General features: G+C 59.7%; 15 protein-coding genes. 10 read left to right on the top strand and 5 right to left on the bottom strand.

Features of this window, described 5'->3' with window-relative positions:
- The first annotated feature begins 3 nt into the window (after nucleotides 1–3).
- The 7 genes from HF675_RS09220 (at nucleotide 4) to benD (ending at nucleotide 6246) form a co-directional block, all read left to right on the top strand.
- Nucleotides 4–1119, top strand: coding sequence for a muconate cycloisomerase family protein (locus tag HF675_RS09220; protein WP_187044465.1), 1116 nt, complete (start codon nucleotides 4–6; stop codon nucleotides 1117–1119).
- Between the two features lie 13 nt (nucleotides 1120–1132).
- The gene (gene catC, locus HF675_RS09215; protein ID WP_105231665.1) at nucleotides 1133–1423 is read left to right on the top strand and encodes a muconolactone Delta-isomerase; all 291 of its coding nucleotides are present in this window, start codon (nucleotides 1133–1135) and stop codon (nucleotides 1421–1423) included.
- Nucleotides 1424–1558: 135 nt separating this feature from the next.
- A complete protein-coding gene (catA, locus tag HF675_RS09210; RefSeq protein ID WP_105231666.1) occupies nucleotides 1559–2488 on the top strand; it encodes a catechol 1,2-dioxygenase in 930 nt (309 codons plus the stop codon).
- An 89-nt stretch (nucleotides 2489–2577) separates the two neighbouring features.
- The gene (locus HF675_RS09205; RefSeq protein ID WP_105233414.1) at nucleotides 2578–3939 is read left to right on the top strand and encodes a Rieske 2Fe-2S domain-containing protein; all 1362 of its coding nucleotides are present in this window, start codon (nucleotides 2578–2580) and stop codon (nucleotides 3937–3939) included.
- Nucleotides 3936–4421 carry a benzoate 1,2-dioxygenase small subunit gene (benB, locus tag HF675_RS09200; protein ID WP_111736838.1) on the top strand — a complete coding sequence of 162 codons (486 nt, stop codon included), beginning with the start codon at nucleotides 3936–3938 and terminating at the stop codon, nucleotides 4419–4421. Before HF675_RS09205 ends, benB begins: the two co-directional genes overlap by 4 nt.
- Nucleotides 4422–4433: 12 nt before the next feature.
- The gene (gene benC / locus HF675_RS09195; protein ID WP_187044716.1) at nucleotides 4434–5453 is read left to right on the top strand and encodes a benzoate 1,2-dioxygenase electron transfer component BenC; all 1020 of its coding nucleotides are present in this window, start codon (nucleotides 4434–4436) and stop codon (nucleotides 5451–5453) included.
- A gap of 10 nt (nucleotides 5454–5463) precedes the next feature.
- Nucleotides 5464–6246 (top strand): benzoate diol dehydrogenase BenD, encoded by a 783-nt coding sequence (gene benD / locus HF675_RS09190; protein WP_111736837.1) that lies wholly within the window; start codon nucleotides 5464–5466, stop codon nucleotides 6244–6246.
- Between the two features lie 39 nt (nucleotides 6247–6285).
- Here benD and arsC read toward each other — a convergent pair whose 3' ends face one another.
- From arsC to HF675_RS09175, 3 genes are all read right to left on the bottom strand, one after another.
- Entirely contained in the window at nucleotides 6286–6711 is a 426-nt protein-coding gene (arsC, locus tag HF675_RS09185) for a glutaredoxin-dependent arsenate reductase (RefSeq protein WP_187044464.1), read from the bottom strand.
- Between the two features lie 12 nt (nucleotides 6712–6723).
- Nucleotides 6724–8013, bottom strand: coding sequence for an arsenic transporter (locus tag HF675_RS09180; protein WP_111736835.1), 1290 nt, complete (start codon nucleotides 8011–8013; stop codon nucleotides 6724–6726).
- A 65-nt stretch (nucleotides 8014–8078) separates the two neighbouring features.
- Nucleotides 8079–8414 carry a metalloregulator ArsR/SmtB family transcription factor gene (locus HF675_RS09175; protein WP_111736834.1) on the bottom strand — a complete coding sequence of 112 codons (336 nt, stop codon included), beginning with the start codon at nucleotides 8412–8414 and terminating at the stop codon, nucleotides 8079–8081.
- 213 nt (nucleotides 8415–8627) lie between these two features.
- Here HF675_RS09175 and HF675_RS09170 point away from each other — a divergent pair, with 213 nt between their 5' ends.
- The 3 genes from HF675_RS09170 (at nucleotide 8628) to HF675_RS09160 (ending at nucleotide 10336) form a co-directional block, all read left to right on the top strand.
- The gene (locus HF675_RS09170) at nucleotides 8628–8807 is read left to right on the top strand and encodes a hypothetical protein (RefSeq protein ID WP_105231673.1); all 180 of its coding nucleotides are present in this window, start codon (nucleotides 8628–8630) and stop codon (nucleotides 8805–8807) included.
- 153 nt (nucleotides 8808–8960) lie between these two features.
- Complete coding sequence (locus tag HF675_RS09165) at nucleotides 8961–9560, top strand: hypothetical protein (protein ID WP_105231674.1); 600 nt, start codon at nucleotides 8961–8963, stop codon at nucleotides 9558–9560.
- Nucleotides 9561–9562: 2 nt separating this feature from the next.
- Nucleotides 9563–10336 (top strand): DUF3307 domain-containing protein, encoded by a 774-nt coding sequence (locus HF675_RS09160; RefSeq protein WP_187044463.1) that lies wholly within the window; start codon nucleotides 9563–9565, stop codon nucleotides 10334–10336.
- Between the two features lie 11 nt (nucleotides 10337–10347).
- Here the strand turns inward: HF675_RS09160 and mgtA are convergent, their stop codons facing one another.
- Nucleotides 10348–13047: a magnesium-translocating P-type ATPase gene (gene mgtA / locus HF675_RS09155; RefSeq protein WP_105231676.1), complete on the bottom strand. Its 2700-nt coding sequence runs from the start codon at nucleotides 13045–13047 to the stop codon at nucleotides 10348–10350.
- A gap of 617 nt (nucleotides 13048–13664) precedes the next feature.
- Nucleotides 13665–14531 (bottom strand): LysR substrate-binding domain-containing protein, encoded by an 867-nt coding sequence (locus HF675_RS09150; protein ID WP_187044462.1) that lies wholly within the window; start codon nucleotides 14529–14531, stop codon nucleotides 13665–13667.
- Between the last annotated feature and the right edge of the window lie 14 nt (nucleotides 14532–14545).

The following is a 14545-nucleotide window of genomic DNA, read 5'->3' as shown; positions in this document are numbered from 1 at the left end:
CCCATGACGCTGTGTATTGAACGCATTGAAAGCTGGCTGCTGGATATTCCCACCATCCGGCCGCACAAACTGTCGATGGCGACCATGGGCTGCCAGACGCTGACCATCGTTCGCCTCACCTGTGCGGGCGGCCTGGTCGGCTGGGGCGAAGCCACCACCATCGGCGGCCTGAGCTACGGCCCGGAAAGCCCGGAAGGGATCAAGTCCGCCATCGATACCTATCTGGCGCCGCTGCTGACCGGCCAGCAGTTTGACGGCCTGACGCCGCTGGTCAATCTGATGAACGCCAGCGTCAAAGGCAATACCTTTGCCAAATCGGCGCTGGAGACCGCGTTTCTCGACGCGCAGGGCAAAGCGCTGCATCAGCCGCTCAGCACCCTGCTCGGCGGCGCGCAGAGCCGGCAGCTGCCGGTGTTGTGGACGCTGGCCAGCGGCGACACCGAGCACGATATCGCCGAGGGGCAGCGCCTGCTGGCGGAAGGCCGCCATAACGCCTTTAAACTCAAGATCGGCGCCAGACCGCTGGCCGACGACCTGCGACACACCGCGGCGATCGTCCGGGCGCTGGGGGCCGACGCCAGTATCCGGGTTGACGTCAATCAGGCCTGGGACGCCGCCAGCGCGGTGCGCGGCATGGCTGCGCTGCAGGAGATCGGCATCGATCTGGTGGAGCAGCCGGTGGCGCTGTGGGACCGCGCCGCGCTGACGCAGCTGAGTCAACGGTTCACCCTGCCGATTCTGGCCGATGAAGCGGTAGCCGACGCCCATGACGGCTACGCGCTGGCCGCCGGCGGTTTCCGCGGCGCCTATGCGCTGAAAATCGCCAAGGCCGGCGGCCCGGCGCAGGCGCTGAAACTGGCGCACGTCGCCGATGCGGCCGGCATCGCGCTGTACGGCGGCACCATGCTGGAAGGCAGCATCGGCAGCGTGGCGTCGCTGCACGCTTGGTCAACGCTGAAGCTGGCCTGGGGAACGGAAATGTTCGGTCCGCTGCTGCTAAAAGACGACATCATCGCCGAACCGCTGAATTTCGCCGACGGACAGGTCACGCTGCCGGACGGCCCGGGCCTCGGCATTGAGGTCGATGAAGACAAACTGCGTTTTTATCAGCGCACCTAGAGGAGCCTGCCTGATGTTGTTCAAAGTTGAAATGTCCGTGCAACTGCCGTCCGATATGCCGGCCGCCGTCGCCGATGAGATCAAACTGCGTGAAAAGCGCTATGCGCAAGAGCTGCAGACGCAGGGAAAATGGCGCCACCTTTGGCGCGTGGCGGGAAAATACGCCAACGTCAGTATCTTTGACGTGGAAAGTAATAGCGAACTGCACGATATCTTATCGGCGCTGCCGCTGTTCCCGTATATGGAAATGCATATTGAGGCCTTGTGCCGGCATCCGTCATCCATTTACGACGACGATAAATAAAGCAGAAATAATTCATCTCCACGGGTTAGCCGGTTATTTTCGGCGCCGTAAACCCGAGCTCAGCCCGAATAATTGCGATGCGCCGCTGCCGGCCATCGCCGTTATTTACGGCTCTATTATAATGAGGAGTCTGCAATGTCCGTATCCTTCAATCAGTCTGAAGACGTCAGCAAGCTGCTGGATATCAGCAGCGGTTTAACCGGAAACGACGGCGATCCGCGTTTTAAAGCCATCACCCGCCAGCTGCTGGGTAATATCTGTCAGTTGATCGACGACTTTGATATTAGCGCCGAAGAGTTTTGGCGGGCGATTAACTATCTGCATCAGCTCGGCGGCCGTCAGGAAGCGGCGCTGCTGGCGGCCGGCCTGGGGCTGGAGCACTATCTGGATATGCGTGAGGACGCGCGAGAACGCCAGCAGGGTCTGAACGGCGGCACGCCGCGTACCATCGAAGGGCCGCTGTATGTCGCCAATGCGCCGCTGAGCGACGGCTACGCACGGATGGACGACGGTACGGACAGCGGCGAAGTCATGTGGCTGCACGGCCAGGTCAGCGACCAGCACGGCCGCCCGCTGGCCGGCGCCATCGTCGATATCTGGCACGCCAATACGCTGGGCAACTATTCGTTCTTCGATAAGTCGCAGAGCAATTACAACCTGCGTCGCCGGGTGCAAACCGACGCCGACGGCCGCTACGCGGTGCGCAGTATTTTGCCCTCCGGTTACGGCTGCCCGCCGGACGGCCCGACGCAGGCCTGGCTCGATCGCCTTGGCCGCCACGGCAACCGGCCGGCGCATATCCACTTTTTTGTTTCCGCTCCCGGCCACAAGCACCTCACCACTCAGATCAACCTGAACGGCGACCGCTACCTGTGGGACGATTTTGCCTTCGCTACCCGCGATGAACTGATCGCCGATCCGATCAAAATCAGTGATCCGGCGCTGGCCGCACAGCGCGATCTGCCCGGCGAACATACCGAAATCCGCTTTGATTTCATGATTTACGCCGCCGGCGACAGCGCAGAGGAACAGCGAATTAAACGCCCGCGCGCGCTGGAAAGTTAAACCGGAAAAAGAACAACAATAATACCTGCGCCATGGGGAATAAATTTCCCCAGGGCACCCTACGCAACGTGATTAACGAGGTCATTAGTATGAACTCATCAACAACTGCTATTTATTCCACGCTGGAACAGAAAATAAAAAATGCATTGCGGGTAGATAAAGAGCAAGGCGTCTACCAGTGTCACCGCGGCATATTTACCGACCCGGCGATATTTGAACTGGAAATGAAGGCTATTTTTGAAGGCAACTGGGTATATATGGCGCACGAAAGCCAGGTCGCCGAGCCGGGCGACTATTATACCCTGACGATGGGCCGCCAGCCGGTGATCATTACCCGCGACAAGCAGGGAGAACTGCATGCGATGATCAACAGCTGCTCGCACCGTGGTGCGATGCTGGCCAGCCGCAAAAAGGGCAACAAAGCCACCTTTACCTGTCCGTTTCACGGCTGGACGTTTAACAACGCCGGCAATCTGCTCAAGGCCAAAGACGAAAAGAGCGGCGGCTATCCCCCGTGCTTCAAACAGGCCGGCTCGCACGATCTCAAGCACCTGCCGCGCTTTGCCTCTTACCGAGGGTTTCTGTTCGGCAGCCTGAGCGACAAGGTGCTGCCGCTGGAGGAATACCTGGGCGATACCCGGCAGGTGTTGGACCTGATTGTCGATCAGGCGGAAGACGGCATCGAACTGCTGACCGGCGCCTCCTCGTATACCTATGACGGCAACTGGAAGCTGCAGATGGAAAACGGCGTCGACGGCTATCACGTCAGCGTGGTGCACTGGAACTATGTCTCGACCATGTCGCGCCGCAGCCACGACGCCAGCAGTACCCAGACGCTGGACGCCACCTGCTGGTCGAAAAGCACCGGCGGCGTCTACGGCTTCGAACATGGTCATATGCTGCTGTGGACCCGGGCGCTGAACCCGGAGGTGCGGCCGGTATTCAAACACTTCCGCCGCCTGAGCGACCGCTTCGGCGAGACGCGCGCCGATTTTATGGTCAACCATACCCGCAACCTGTGCATTTACCCCAACCTCTACCTGATGGATCAGTTCTCCACCCAGCTTCGCGTGATGCGCCCCATCGCGGTGGATAAAACCGAGGTCACCACTTTCTGCTTCGCGCCGAAGGGAGAAAGCGCCGAGGATCGCGCCCTGCGCATCCGCCAGTATGAGGACTTCTTTAACGTCAGCGGCATGGGCACGCCGGACGATCTGGAAGAGTTCCGCGCCTGCCAGCAGGGCTATCTCGCCGGCAACATGCCCTGGAGCGATATCAGCCGCGGGGCCACGCGCTGGCTGGAAGGCCCCGACGACAACGCGCAGGCGATGGCGATCCGGCCGCTGATGAGCGGCGTGCGCGCCGAGGATGAAGCGCTGTATGTCCCCCACCACCATCACTGGCAGCAGACCCTGCTGCGCAGCCTGAACGACACCGAGGTGCAGTCATGAGCCAGCAACAACGTATTGAGCAGTTTTTATACCGCGAGGCGCGGCTGCTGGATGACCGCCAGTGGGATGAGTGGCTGGCGTGCTACAGCCCGCAGGTCGAGTACTGGATGCCCTCCTGGGGCGAGGATGACCGGCTCACCCGCGATCCGCAGCGCGAAGTATCGCTGATTTACTACCCGAACCGCGAAGGGCTGGAAGACCGCGTCTACCGCATCAAGACCGAGCGTTCAGCGGCCAGCACGCCGGAACCGCGCACCACCCACCATATCAGCAACGTGGAGCTGATCGGCGAAACGGCGGATGCAGTGGACGTACGCTACAACTGGAGCACCTACAGCCACCGCTATCAGAAAACCGATCTGTTTTTCGGCAGTTGCCGCTGCCGCATCGCGCTTGGCGGCGAACAGCCGCAGATCCTGAGCAAAACGATCCGTCTCAATAACGACTACATCAGTCATGTGATTGATATTTACCATGTTTAATGGGAGGCGATGATGAGCTATACCGTTGCGCTTAACTTTGAGGACGGCGTCAGCCGTTTTATCCAGTGCAATCCCGATGAGACCGTGCTCGACGCCGCCTATCGCCAGCAGGTCAATCTGCCGATGGACTGCGCCGACGGCGTCTGCGGCAGCTGTAAATGCCATTGCGAACAGGGCGACTACCAGTTGGGCGATGACTACCTGGATGACGCCCTCTCCGCAGAGGAAGCCGGACAACGCCAGGTGCTGACCTGCCAGATGGTGCCGCAGTCCGACTGCGTGATCGACGTGCCGATGGCCTCCACGCAGTGTAAAACCGGCTGCGAAACCTTTTCCGCCAGCGTGGTAAGCGCCACCGCGCTGTCGGACAGCGCGATTGAGTTCAGCCTGCAGTTGGATGACGCCCACGGCGGCGTCGCCTTTTTGCCCGGCCAGTACGTCAACATTGAAGTGCCGGGCAGCGACGCCCGCCGCGCCTATTCGTTCAGCTCCCTGCCCAACGCGCCCCGGCTGTCGTTCCTGCTGCGCAACGTGCCGGGCGGCATGATGAGCAGCTACCTGAGCGGCCGGGCGCGCCCCGGCGATAAAGTGCGTCTGCACGGCCCGCAGGGCAGCTTTTATCTGCGCAGCGTGACGCGGCCGCTGCTGTTCCTCGCCGGCGGCACCGGGTTGGCGCCCTTTCTGTCGATGCTGGAGCAACTGACGCAGGACGACGTCCGGCAGCCGGTGCGGCTGATCTATGGCGTCACCCACGACTGCGATCTGGTGAAGCTGGAACAGCTGGACAGTTATCGCGCACGGCTGAGCGATTTCAGTTACCTGACCTGCGTCGCCAGCGACGCCTCGCAGGCGGCGCGCAAAGGCTATGTCACCCAGCATCTTGATGACAGCCAGCTGCACGACGGCGATGTGGACGTCTACCTGTGCGGCCCGCCGCCGATGGTCGAGGCGGTGCTGCACGACTTCCGTCAGCGCGCCTTCACGCCGGCCAGTTTCCACTATGAAAAATTCGCCCCCAGCCAGACGGCGTAAGGAGTCGCTGATGCTACAGCAACGTTTTAGCAACAAGGTAATGGTCATCACCGGCGCGGCGCAGGGGATCGGCAAAGCGGTCGCTGAACAGGCCGCGCGGGAAGGCGCGAAGTTGGCGCTGATCGACCGCGCGCCCTATCTGCAGGAGGCGGCCGCTGCGCTGCGGGAGCTAGGCTGCGACGCGCTGGCGATTCATGCCGATCTGGAACGCTGGGAGGAGACGCAGGCGGCCATCGATGAGGCGCAGCAACGCTTCGGCCGGCTGGATATACTGGTGAACAACGTCGGCGGCACCATCTGGGCGCGGCCGTTCGCCGAGTATGCGCCGGCGCAGATTGAGGCGGAGATTCAGCGTTCGCTGTTTCCTACGCTGTGGGGCTGCCGCGCCGTGCTGCCGCACATGCTGGCGCAGGGCGGCGGCGCGATCGTCAATGTCTCTTCGGTCGCCACCCGCGGCGTCAACCGGGTGCCCTATTCGGCCGCCAAAGGCGGGGTGAATGCGCTCACCCGGTCGCTGGCGTTTGAGTACGCCGACGCCGGCATCCGCATCAACGCCACCGCGCCGGGCGGCACCGAAGCGCCGCCGCGCCTGACGCCGCGCAACCGGGACACGCCGACACCGCAGGAGGAGGCGTGGTATCAGCAGGTGGTCGATCAGACCCTAAACAGCAGCCTGATGCACCGCTACGGCACGGTAAACGAACAGGCCGCCGCCATTTTATTCCTTGCCAGCGACGCGGCCAGCTATATTAACGGCACCGTGCTGCCGGTGGCCGGCGGCGATTTAGGCTGACAGACCCGGCAGAGCGGGCCTCCGCTCTGCCGTCCCGCTCTAACGCCGCCGCCGCCCGTGCTCATCAACCACCCTTTCTCCGTCTTCCTTGATAAACTCGCCTTGCTGTGCGTCCGGTAAGATATCCAGCACCACCTCCGACGGCCGGCACAGCCGGGTGCCGAGCGACGTCACCACGATCGGCCGGTTAATCAGTATCGGCTGCTGCAGCATAACATCGATCAGCTGTTCATCACGCCAGTGCGTCTGCGCCAGTTGCAGCCGTTCATACGGCTCGACGTTCTTGCGCAGCAATGCCCGCACCGGGATGCCCATATCGGCAATCAGCCGGCACAGTTCGTCACGGCTCGGCGGTGTTTCCAGATACAGTACGATCGTCGGTTCGACGCCGCTGTTGCGGATCAGCGCCAGCGTATTGCGCGACGTGCCGCAGGCCGGATTATGGTAGATAGTAATCGTTTTCATGGTTGCCCCTTTTTACGATGAGACCGACAAACGCAGCGCCAGGGCGGCTAAGGTCACGAATAACACCGGCAGCGTCATGACAATACCTACGCGGAAATAGTAACCCCAGGTGATATTGATATTCTTGCGCGCCAGCACATGCAGCCAGAGCAGCGTCGCCAGGCTGCCAATCGGCGTAATCTTCGGCCCCAGATCGCTGCCGATCACGTTGGCGTAGATCATCGCCTCTTTAATCACGCCGCCAGCGCTGCTGCCGTCAATCGACAGCGCGCCGATCAGCACCGTCGGCATATTGTTCATCACCGAAGACAGGAAAGCGGTGATAAAACCGGTGCCCAACGTCGCCGCCCACAGCCCCTGTTCCGCCAGGCGGTTCAGCACTGCCGACAGCAGATCGGTCAGCCCGGCGTTGCGCAAGCCGTATACCACCAGATACATCCCCAGCGAGAAAATCACAATCTGCCACGGCGCGCCACGCAGCACCTTGCCGATAGCGATCGTCCGGCCGCTTTTCGCCACCAGCAACAGCACCAGCGCGCTCACCGCCGCCACCAGACTGACCGGCACGCCCAGCGGCTCCAGCACAAAAAAACCGACCAGCAACAGCAGCAATACGCCCCAGCCGGCGCGGAAAGTCGACACATCGCGAATGGCCTCATGCGGCGCCTTCAGCAGCGCCACATCGTAACGGGCCGGAATATCCTTGCGGAAAAACAGGTGCAGCATCGCCAGCGTGGCGATAATGGCGGCGATATTCACCGGCACCATCACCGCCGCATAGTCATTAAAACCAAGCTGGAAGAAGTCTGCCGAGACGATGTTCACCAGATTGGAAACCACCAGCGGCAGGCTGGCCGTGTCGGCAATAAAGCCGGCGGCCATGACAAACGCCAGCGTCGCCGCCGGACCAAACCCCAGCGCCAGCAGCATGGCAATCACTATCGGCGTCAGGATCAGCGCCGCGCCGTCATTGGCGAACAGCGCCGCCACCGTAGCCCCCAGCAGCACGATATAGCTGAACAGCCGCCGCCCTTGTCCTTTACCCCAACGCGCAACGTGCAGCGCCGCCCACTCAAAAAAGCCGGACTCATCCAGCAGCAGGCTGATGATAATCACCGCGATAAAGGTGGCGGTAGCATTCCAGACGATGTGCCACACCACCGGAATATCGCCAAGCTGCACCACCCCGCTCAGCAGCGCCAGAACGGCGCCCAACGAGGCGCTCCAGCCGATGCCCAGCCCCCGCGGCTGCCAGATAACCAATACGATGGTCAGGATAAAAATCGCGCCCGCCAGCCACATACGTACTCCTTGTCTCTTGGATTTCATATTCGAAATTTCAAATATGAAAAGTTAAAATTTTTACGTTAGCGGCACACCGTCCGCCCGTCCGCGGCGGCGCGTTTTGCCAGATTGCTCACCTGCTCCTGCTGACTAAGGTAAGCCTGCTCGATAATGCCCGCCGCCCAGGCCGGCATATGCGGCGAAAGCCGGTAATAGACCCACTTGCCCTCACGGCGGTCCAGTAGCAGGCCGCTTGCGCGCAGCATCGCCAGATGACGGGAGATTTTAGGCTGCGGCAGCGTTAAAACCGCCGCCAGTTCACACACGCACAGCTCTTCAGCCTGCCGCAACAGCAGCACCATCGTCAGTCGGGTTTCGTCCGACAGGTTTTTAAACAGTTGTAATGGCGTCAGCATCATTCCGCAGGCTCCTTATCCCATTGCCCGGCCAATCTTAACCCTGCACGACACGCTGTCAACGACATATATGGAAATTCATATGTTATTGAGCGGCCGCGCCGCACATCGTGAAAGTTTCAGCTATCGAATCGATACGGTAAAGCCGCTGTTCATGTTCTAAGCAGCACTCTACAATCGCCGCACTGACAACCAGACATCGCCAAGGGGGGCGCCATGTACAATTTTTCACGTTATCAGGCCAAAGAATTGGCATTAGCCTATATGAGCGGCAAACAGCACGATCTCTCGCCGCAGGCATTCCTGCAGCAGCTTAAGCAGACGGAAAAGTCATTCGAACATCTGCTCAAGTATGGCGCAGAACAGCCGCGTGAAGTGATGATGAAAAGCTTCTGAACCTTGGTACGCCTGGATTTACTCATATTTCCCATACATAAAATTCGTCTCTGGATACGAATATTATAAGAATTCGTATCTGAGTACGAATAATTGACAAATTCGCCTTCAGATGCGAATTTAAATGTCCGTTCGTTTTCTGGACAGCCTACTATGAAAGCGCAAATCAGCGTTATCACCGGCGATCTCGTCAACTCACGACGTGTTGACACCCCACGTTACATCGCGCAGTTACGCACCGAACTCACGGCGCTTCAACAGGCCGGCCTGCTGACGCAGTTTGAAATTTTTCGCGGCGACGCCTTTCAGGCCGTGGGCCAGCCCGAGTCCGGCCTGTGGCTGGCCGTCTACCTGCGTACCGCCTTAAAAGCGCAACATGATGCCGCGCTCTGGGACGCGCGCATCGCCGTCGGCCTGGGCAAACGCCGGGGCCGGGGCGACGGTTACGGCAGCGCCTTCCTCAATTCCGGCAACGCGCTGGACCTGATGACAAAAAATTGCAGGCTGGCTCTGAAAATTGACAATGAACGCGCCAATGCCATTGTCAGCGATCTGCTACCGATGCTAGATCATACCCTCAGCCGTTTGTCACAGGCAGAAGCGCAGGTCGTCCAGGCACGCATGCTGACAACGACCAACGCGCAAGCGGCCGCCGCGGTGCGCAAGGCAGCGTCAACCGTCTCCGCAACGCTCAAACGCGCGGCCTATGATGAAATTATCCGGTTCATTGATGCAATTAACAGGATCATTTAAGTATGGCTTTAACCTATGCGCCACTGTTGATCTGGCTGCTGGTGCTCCATCTGCTGGCGGACTTCCCTTTGCAACCGCGCGCCTGGGTGCAGGATAAGGCTCAATACCGCCACCGGTCGCGTTTTTTACTGCTGCACGCCCTGCTGCACGGCGTCGTGGCGGCCTGGGCCGTTGCCGGCTTCGGTCTGCTGCACGGCGGCGTCTCGTCGGCGGATGTGCTGCTGGCGCTGCTGGTGGTCGGCATCAGTCACTACGTGATTGATCTGGCCAAGGTGACGCTGATGGTGCCGATGAAGCCGGCGGCAAGCTTCCTGCTGGATCAGGGCCTGCATCTGCTGGTGATTATTCTGCTGTGGCTGGCAATCGTGCCGCATGTCGCTACGCTGTTCGAGGCGTTATGGCAGCGTTTCGACGGCTGGCGCGTCGGCCTGGCGGCGCTGGGATACGGGCTGATTTATATGCCGATGGGGCTGCTGATCGGGCAGTTGCTGGCAAGCTGGACGCCGCAGATGCAGCCGAACGCCAAGACGGACAACGATTCTTTGCTGCGCGCCGGCAAACAGATCGGCTATCTGGAAAGAACGCTGATCCTGACCTTTGTGCTGCTGGGGCATATTCCGGCCATTGGCTTTCTGCTGGCGGCCAAATCTATTTTCCGCTTTGGCGATCTGCGACAGAGCGACGATAAAATGCGTACCGAGTATGTGATGCTCGGTACGCTGTTTTCTTTCACCCTGACGATTATGCTGGGGCTGCTGATTACCCTGTTATGGTAACCGACCGCCGCTTACAGCCAGACGCCAAACCGGCGGATATAGAAGCGCTTCATCAGCTGCGCGACCACGCAGTAGCTGACCAGCGTCGCCGCCAGCCACGGGAAATACTCCCACGGTAACGGCTGCAACCCCACCCAGGCGCCGAGCGGCGAGAACGGAATATAGATGCCAATCGCCATGATCAGCCCGGTCATCAGCAGCACCGGCAGTGCCGCCGTACTCTGGATAAACGGAATCTTCTGGGTACGCAGCATATGCACCACCAGCGTTTGCGACAGCAGCCCTTCAATAAACCAGCCCGACTGGAACAGCGCCTGATGCTCAACGCTGTTGGCGGCAAACACAAACCACATCAGCGCATAGGTGGTCATATCAAAAATCGACGACGTCGGGCCAATCCAGATCATAAAGCGTCCGATATTTTTGGCATCCCATTTGCGCGGCTTACGCAGAAACTCCTTATCCATTTTGTCCCACGGTAGCGACAGCTGTGAGATGTCATACATCAGGTTCTGAATCAGCAGATGAATCGCCAACATCGGCAGGAACGGGATAAACGCGCTGGCGACCAGTACCGAGAACACATTGCCGAAGTTGGAGCTGGCAGTCATATTCAGATATTTGATGATATTGCCAAAAGTCTCGCGCCCCTTGATGACCCCTTCCTCCAACACCATCAGGTCTTTTTCCAACAGGATGATATCCGCCGACTCCTTGGCAATATCGGTGCCGCTGTCTACCGAAATACCCACGTCGGCATCGCGCAGCGCCGGGGCGTCATTGATGCCGTCGCCGAGAAAACCGACGGTGTGGCCATTCGCCTGCAGCATTTTCAGTACGCGGGACTTTTGCAGCGGCGTCAGCTTGGTGAACACGGTGCGCAGCTCCACCTCCTGCGCCAGCTGACGATCGTCCATCAGCTCGATTTGCGGCCCGGAAAGCGGCACCCCCGGCTCCAGCCCGACATCGCGACAGATTTTGCAGGTAATCACTGGGTTATCGCCGGTCAGCACCTTCACCGCCACGCCATGTTCCTGCAGCGCGCCGATCGCCGCCTGCGCGCTTTCTTTCGGCGGATCCAGGAATGTCAGCAGCCCCCGGATCACCAGATCGCGCTCATCCTCCACGCTGAGCGGCAGCGTGCAGCCCTGTACGCCCAGTTCGCGCGTCGCCAGCAGCAGCACGCGGAAGCCGTCCTCATTATATTGATTGGCCAGCGCCAGCAGCGCCGCACGACGCGTCTCATCCAACGTAACCCGGCAGTCGCCCTCCTGCACATGGCTGGCGATAGCAAGCATCTCCTCCACCGCCCCTTTGCAGATCAGCAACTGTTGCTGCCGTTCGTCCTGCACCACGATCGACAGGCGGCGGCGGATAAAATCAAACGGCAGTTCGTCCACCTTGCTGTAACGCCCCAGGGCCTCTATGCCCGTCTTACCGCGGCCAAAACGCACGATTGCCTGATCCATCAGGTTCTTCATGCCGCTCTGGTGAAAGCTGTTCAGCCAGGCCAGATGCAGCACCTGGCTATCCGAAGCGCCGCTGGCGTCCAGGTGATGCTCGAGAATGATGCGATCCTGCGTCAAGGTGCCGGTTTTATCGGTACACAGCACGTCCATCGCGCCAAAGTTCTGGATGGCGTTAAGCCGTTTAACCACCACCTTACGCCGTGACATGGCAATAGCGCCTTTTGCCAGGTTGGAGCTGACAATCATCGGCAACATTTCCGGCGTCAGGCCGACGGCGACCGCCAGCGCAAACAGCGCCGCCTCCCCCCAGTCGCCCTTGGTAAAACCGTTAATCAGCAGCACTACCGGCACCATCACCAGCATAAAGCGGATCAGCAGCCAGCTGACGCTGTTGACCCCACGATCAAACGCCGTCTGCGCCCGGCTGCCGACGATCGATTTTGCCAGCGAACCAAAATAGGTTTGTCCGCCGGTGGCCACCACCACCGCGCTGGCGGTGCCGCTGGCGACGTTGGTGCCCATCAGGCAAACATTGGCCATCTCAAGCAGCTCGCTTTCGCTGGCGGCCTCGGCATCGCAGGACTTCTGGCTGACGCTTCCCAGCGTGTCATATTTTTCAATCGGAATCGCTTCCCCCGTCAGAATAGCCTGGCTGATAAACAGATCGCGCGAGCTGAGCAGCCGCACGTCCGCCGGCACCATATCGCCGGCCGACAGCTGGATAATATCCCCCGGCACCAGCTCACGCAGCGGAATTTCCACCACCAGCGATTGGGCGCTGAAGCTGCTGCGCCGCAGCACCGTCGCGGTGGTGCGCACCATACTTTTCAGCGCCTCCGCCGCTTTATTGGTGCGGTACTCTTGCCAGAAGCGCAGCAAACCGCTCAGCGCCACCATAATCAAGATGATGCTGACACCGGTCAGATCGGTTTCGTCACCCTGCTGGGCCGGTAGCCAGTAGTCGGTAAAGAAACTGATCGCCGCCAACACCATCAGCACAAAAATAAACGGGTTATTGAAAGCGCTGACCAACTGCCACAGCGCATGCGGCGCTTTTTCATGAGCGACCTGATTTGCCCCGTAATAGGCGAGCCGCTCCTGCGCATCGTCCTGCGTCAAACCAAGACGATTACAGTTAAGCTGCGCCAGCGTCTGGTCAATGCTGTTTGTCGCCTCTTGCGCGATGGCATACGACTCATGCCCCTGCGGACGGCGATGAGTTTTGTTGCTGAAATAAGTCATAATGCTATGCTCTTATTTTTATTCTGCGCACAAGGGTTCCTCCGCCGAAAATAAATTAACGACGTTACGCAGAAAGAATTTTATTTAATAAGACTTACCCGACGTGAATGTTATTCCGCCGGTAATGCAGACAATAAAAATCCGGGATGATCGTCCATGACGCCTCCTTATCACCCAGCGGGTGAAGCACATTGATCAGAATGAACCGGCCGGGCTGCGCAGAGCATGGCCGGACGCACGCCGAGCGATGCTCAGCGCAGGTGCGAAAGGAGGCCTGGAGGGAACAGGCTGAAGCGGAAAAGTGCCATATCGATATCCGAATTCAATCATCCACGACGCGCAGGCGGTGGATACGGCGTTATTATTCGGGAATGCACAACGCAGGAATACTGGGAAGATGCTGCCCGCCAAAGTCGGCAAGCAACATATCAGAAGAAGATAGTTCAGCTTGCCTTGTTTATTTTATCGCAACTAAAACTGTCCAATTAATTTCTCCTGATAGATTTTGCACGAAGTATAATAATGCGGAATTATTAAGTAAAGCAGGTTTTATTAAACGAAGCGTCAACCTGACGGCGAAATAATTACCGGCGCCGATAATCTGCCGGAAACGGCCGTCACAGCTGTTGCTGCAGCCACGCCAGCAGCCGTTGCACGGCAGGGTTATCATTGGCCTGCGGCCAGACCAGGTAGTAATCGACGCCTTCCGGCCGCCAGGCATCAGCCAACGCAACCAGCCTGCCGGCGGCAAGCATATCCCTGGCCAGCAGGGTCTTCACCAATGCAATACCAAATCCCTGCTCTGCGGCGCGCAGCAGCAGCCCCGCATCATTGAACAGCGCCAGCGTTTGCCCGCACGCCTCCCTTCCCCTTGCCTGAAACCATGTACGCCACGGCGTCACATCATGCTCCAGTAACGGCAGTTCTTCGCCACCTTGCAACAGCGCCGCTTGCCAGCGCTGCGCCAGGTCAGGAGCCGCAACCGGAATAACGTCACCATCAGCAATCCGCTGCGCCTGCACGCCGCGCCATTCGCCAGCGCCGATGCGAACCGCCGCGTCAAATCCTTGGTGGGCCAAATCCTGCACCGTCAGGGAGGCGTCAATATCCAACACGATATCCGGATGCGCCGCCTGAAACGCGGGCAGACGCGGCAGCAGCCAATAATGGGCAAATGACGGCAATACGCTGATGCGCAACCCCTGACCGGCAGCAACGGCGCGCGCCCGCAAGACCCCTTGCTCTAGCGCTTGCATCGCCGGCTCTGCGGCCGCCAACAGCTCGCGACCGGCACCGTTTAGGCGTACGCCGCGACCGCGACGTTCAAATAACCGGTATCCCAGCGCCTGTTCCAGCTGCCGAATCTGCTGACTGACGGCCCCATGCGTCAGATGAACCTGTAGCGCCGCAGCGCGCAAATTTTCCAACTGCGCGGCGATAATAAAGGTCGGCAAACACTGCAGAGGCAAGCGGTCAAATTTCACTGGTTAGCCTTTCT

It is taken from the genome of Serratia sp. JUb9 (assembly GCF_014298095.1).
Classification (GTDB): Bacteria; Pseudomonadota; Gammaproteobacteria; order Enterobacterales; family Enterobacteriaceae; genus Serratia_B; species Serratia_B rhizosphaerae.
Note: the sequence above shows the minus strand (reverse complement) of the source record. Positions and strands in the feature narration are given on the sequence as shown.

What these genes read in the sequence shown, in the direction of transcription:
- HF675_RS09170 (WP_105231673.1), top strand. Translation starts at nt 8,628, where the DNA reads ATGTACAATTTTTCACGTTATCAGGCCAAAGAATTGGCATTAGCCTAT.
- catC (WP_105231665.1), top strand. Translation starts at nt 1,133, where the DNA reads ATGTTGTTCAAAGTTGAAATGTCCGTGCAACTGCCGTCCGATATGCCG.
- benC (WP_187044716.1), top strand. Translation starts at nt 4,434, where the DNA reads ATGAGCTATACCGTTGCGCTTAACTTTGAGGACGGCGTCAGCCGTTTT.
- benB (WP_111736838.1), top strand. Translation starts at nt 3,936, where the DNA reads ATGAGCCAGCAACAACGTATTGAGCAGTTTTTATACCGCGAGGCGCGG.
- HF675_RS09165 (WP_105231674.1), top strand. Translation starts at nt 8,961, where the DNA reads ATGAAAGCGCAAATCAGCGTTATCACCGGCGATCTCGTCAACTCACGA.
- HF675_RS09160 (WP_187044463.1), top strand. Translation starts at nt 9,563, where the DNA reads ATGGCTTTAACCTATGCGCCACTGTTGATCTGGCTGCTGGTGCTCCAT.
- catA (WP_105231666.1), top strand. Translation starts at nt 1,559, where the DNA reads ATGTCCGTATCCTTCAATCAGTCTGAAGACGTCAGCAAGCTGCTGGAT.
- HF675_RS09180 (WP_111736835.1), bottom strand. Translation starts at nt 8,013, where the DNA reads ATGTGGCTGGCGGGCGCGATTTTTATCCTGACCATCGTATTGGTTATC.
- arsC (WP_187044464.1), bottom strand. Translation starts at nt 6,711, where the DNA reads ATGAAAACGATTACTATCTACCATAATCCGGCCTGCGGCACGTCGCGC.
- mgtA (WP_105231676.1), bottom strand. Translation starts at nt 13,047, where the DNA reads ATGACTTATTTCAGCAACAAAACTCATCGCCGTCCGCAGGGGCATGAG.
- benD (WP_111736837.1), top strand. Translation starts at nt 5,464, where the DNA reads ATGCTACAGCAACGTTTTAGCAACAAGGTAATGGTCATCACCGGCGCG.
- HF675_RS09205 (WP_105233414.1), top strand. Translation starts at nt 2,578, where the DNA reads ATGAACTCATCAACAACTGCTATTTATTCCACGCTGGAACAGAAAATA.
- HF675_RS09220 (WP_187044465.1), top strand. Translation starts at nt 4, where the DNA reads ATGACGCTGTGTATTGAACGCATTGAAAGCTGGCTGCTGGATATTCCC.
- HF675_RS09175 (WP_111736834.1), bottom strand. Translation starts at nt 8,414, where the DNA reads ATGATGCTGACGCCATTACAACTGTTTAAAAACCTGTCGGACGAAACC.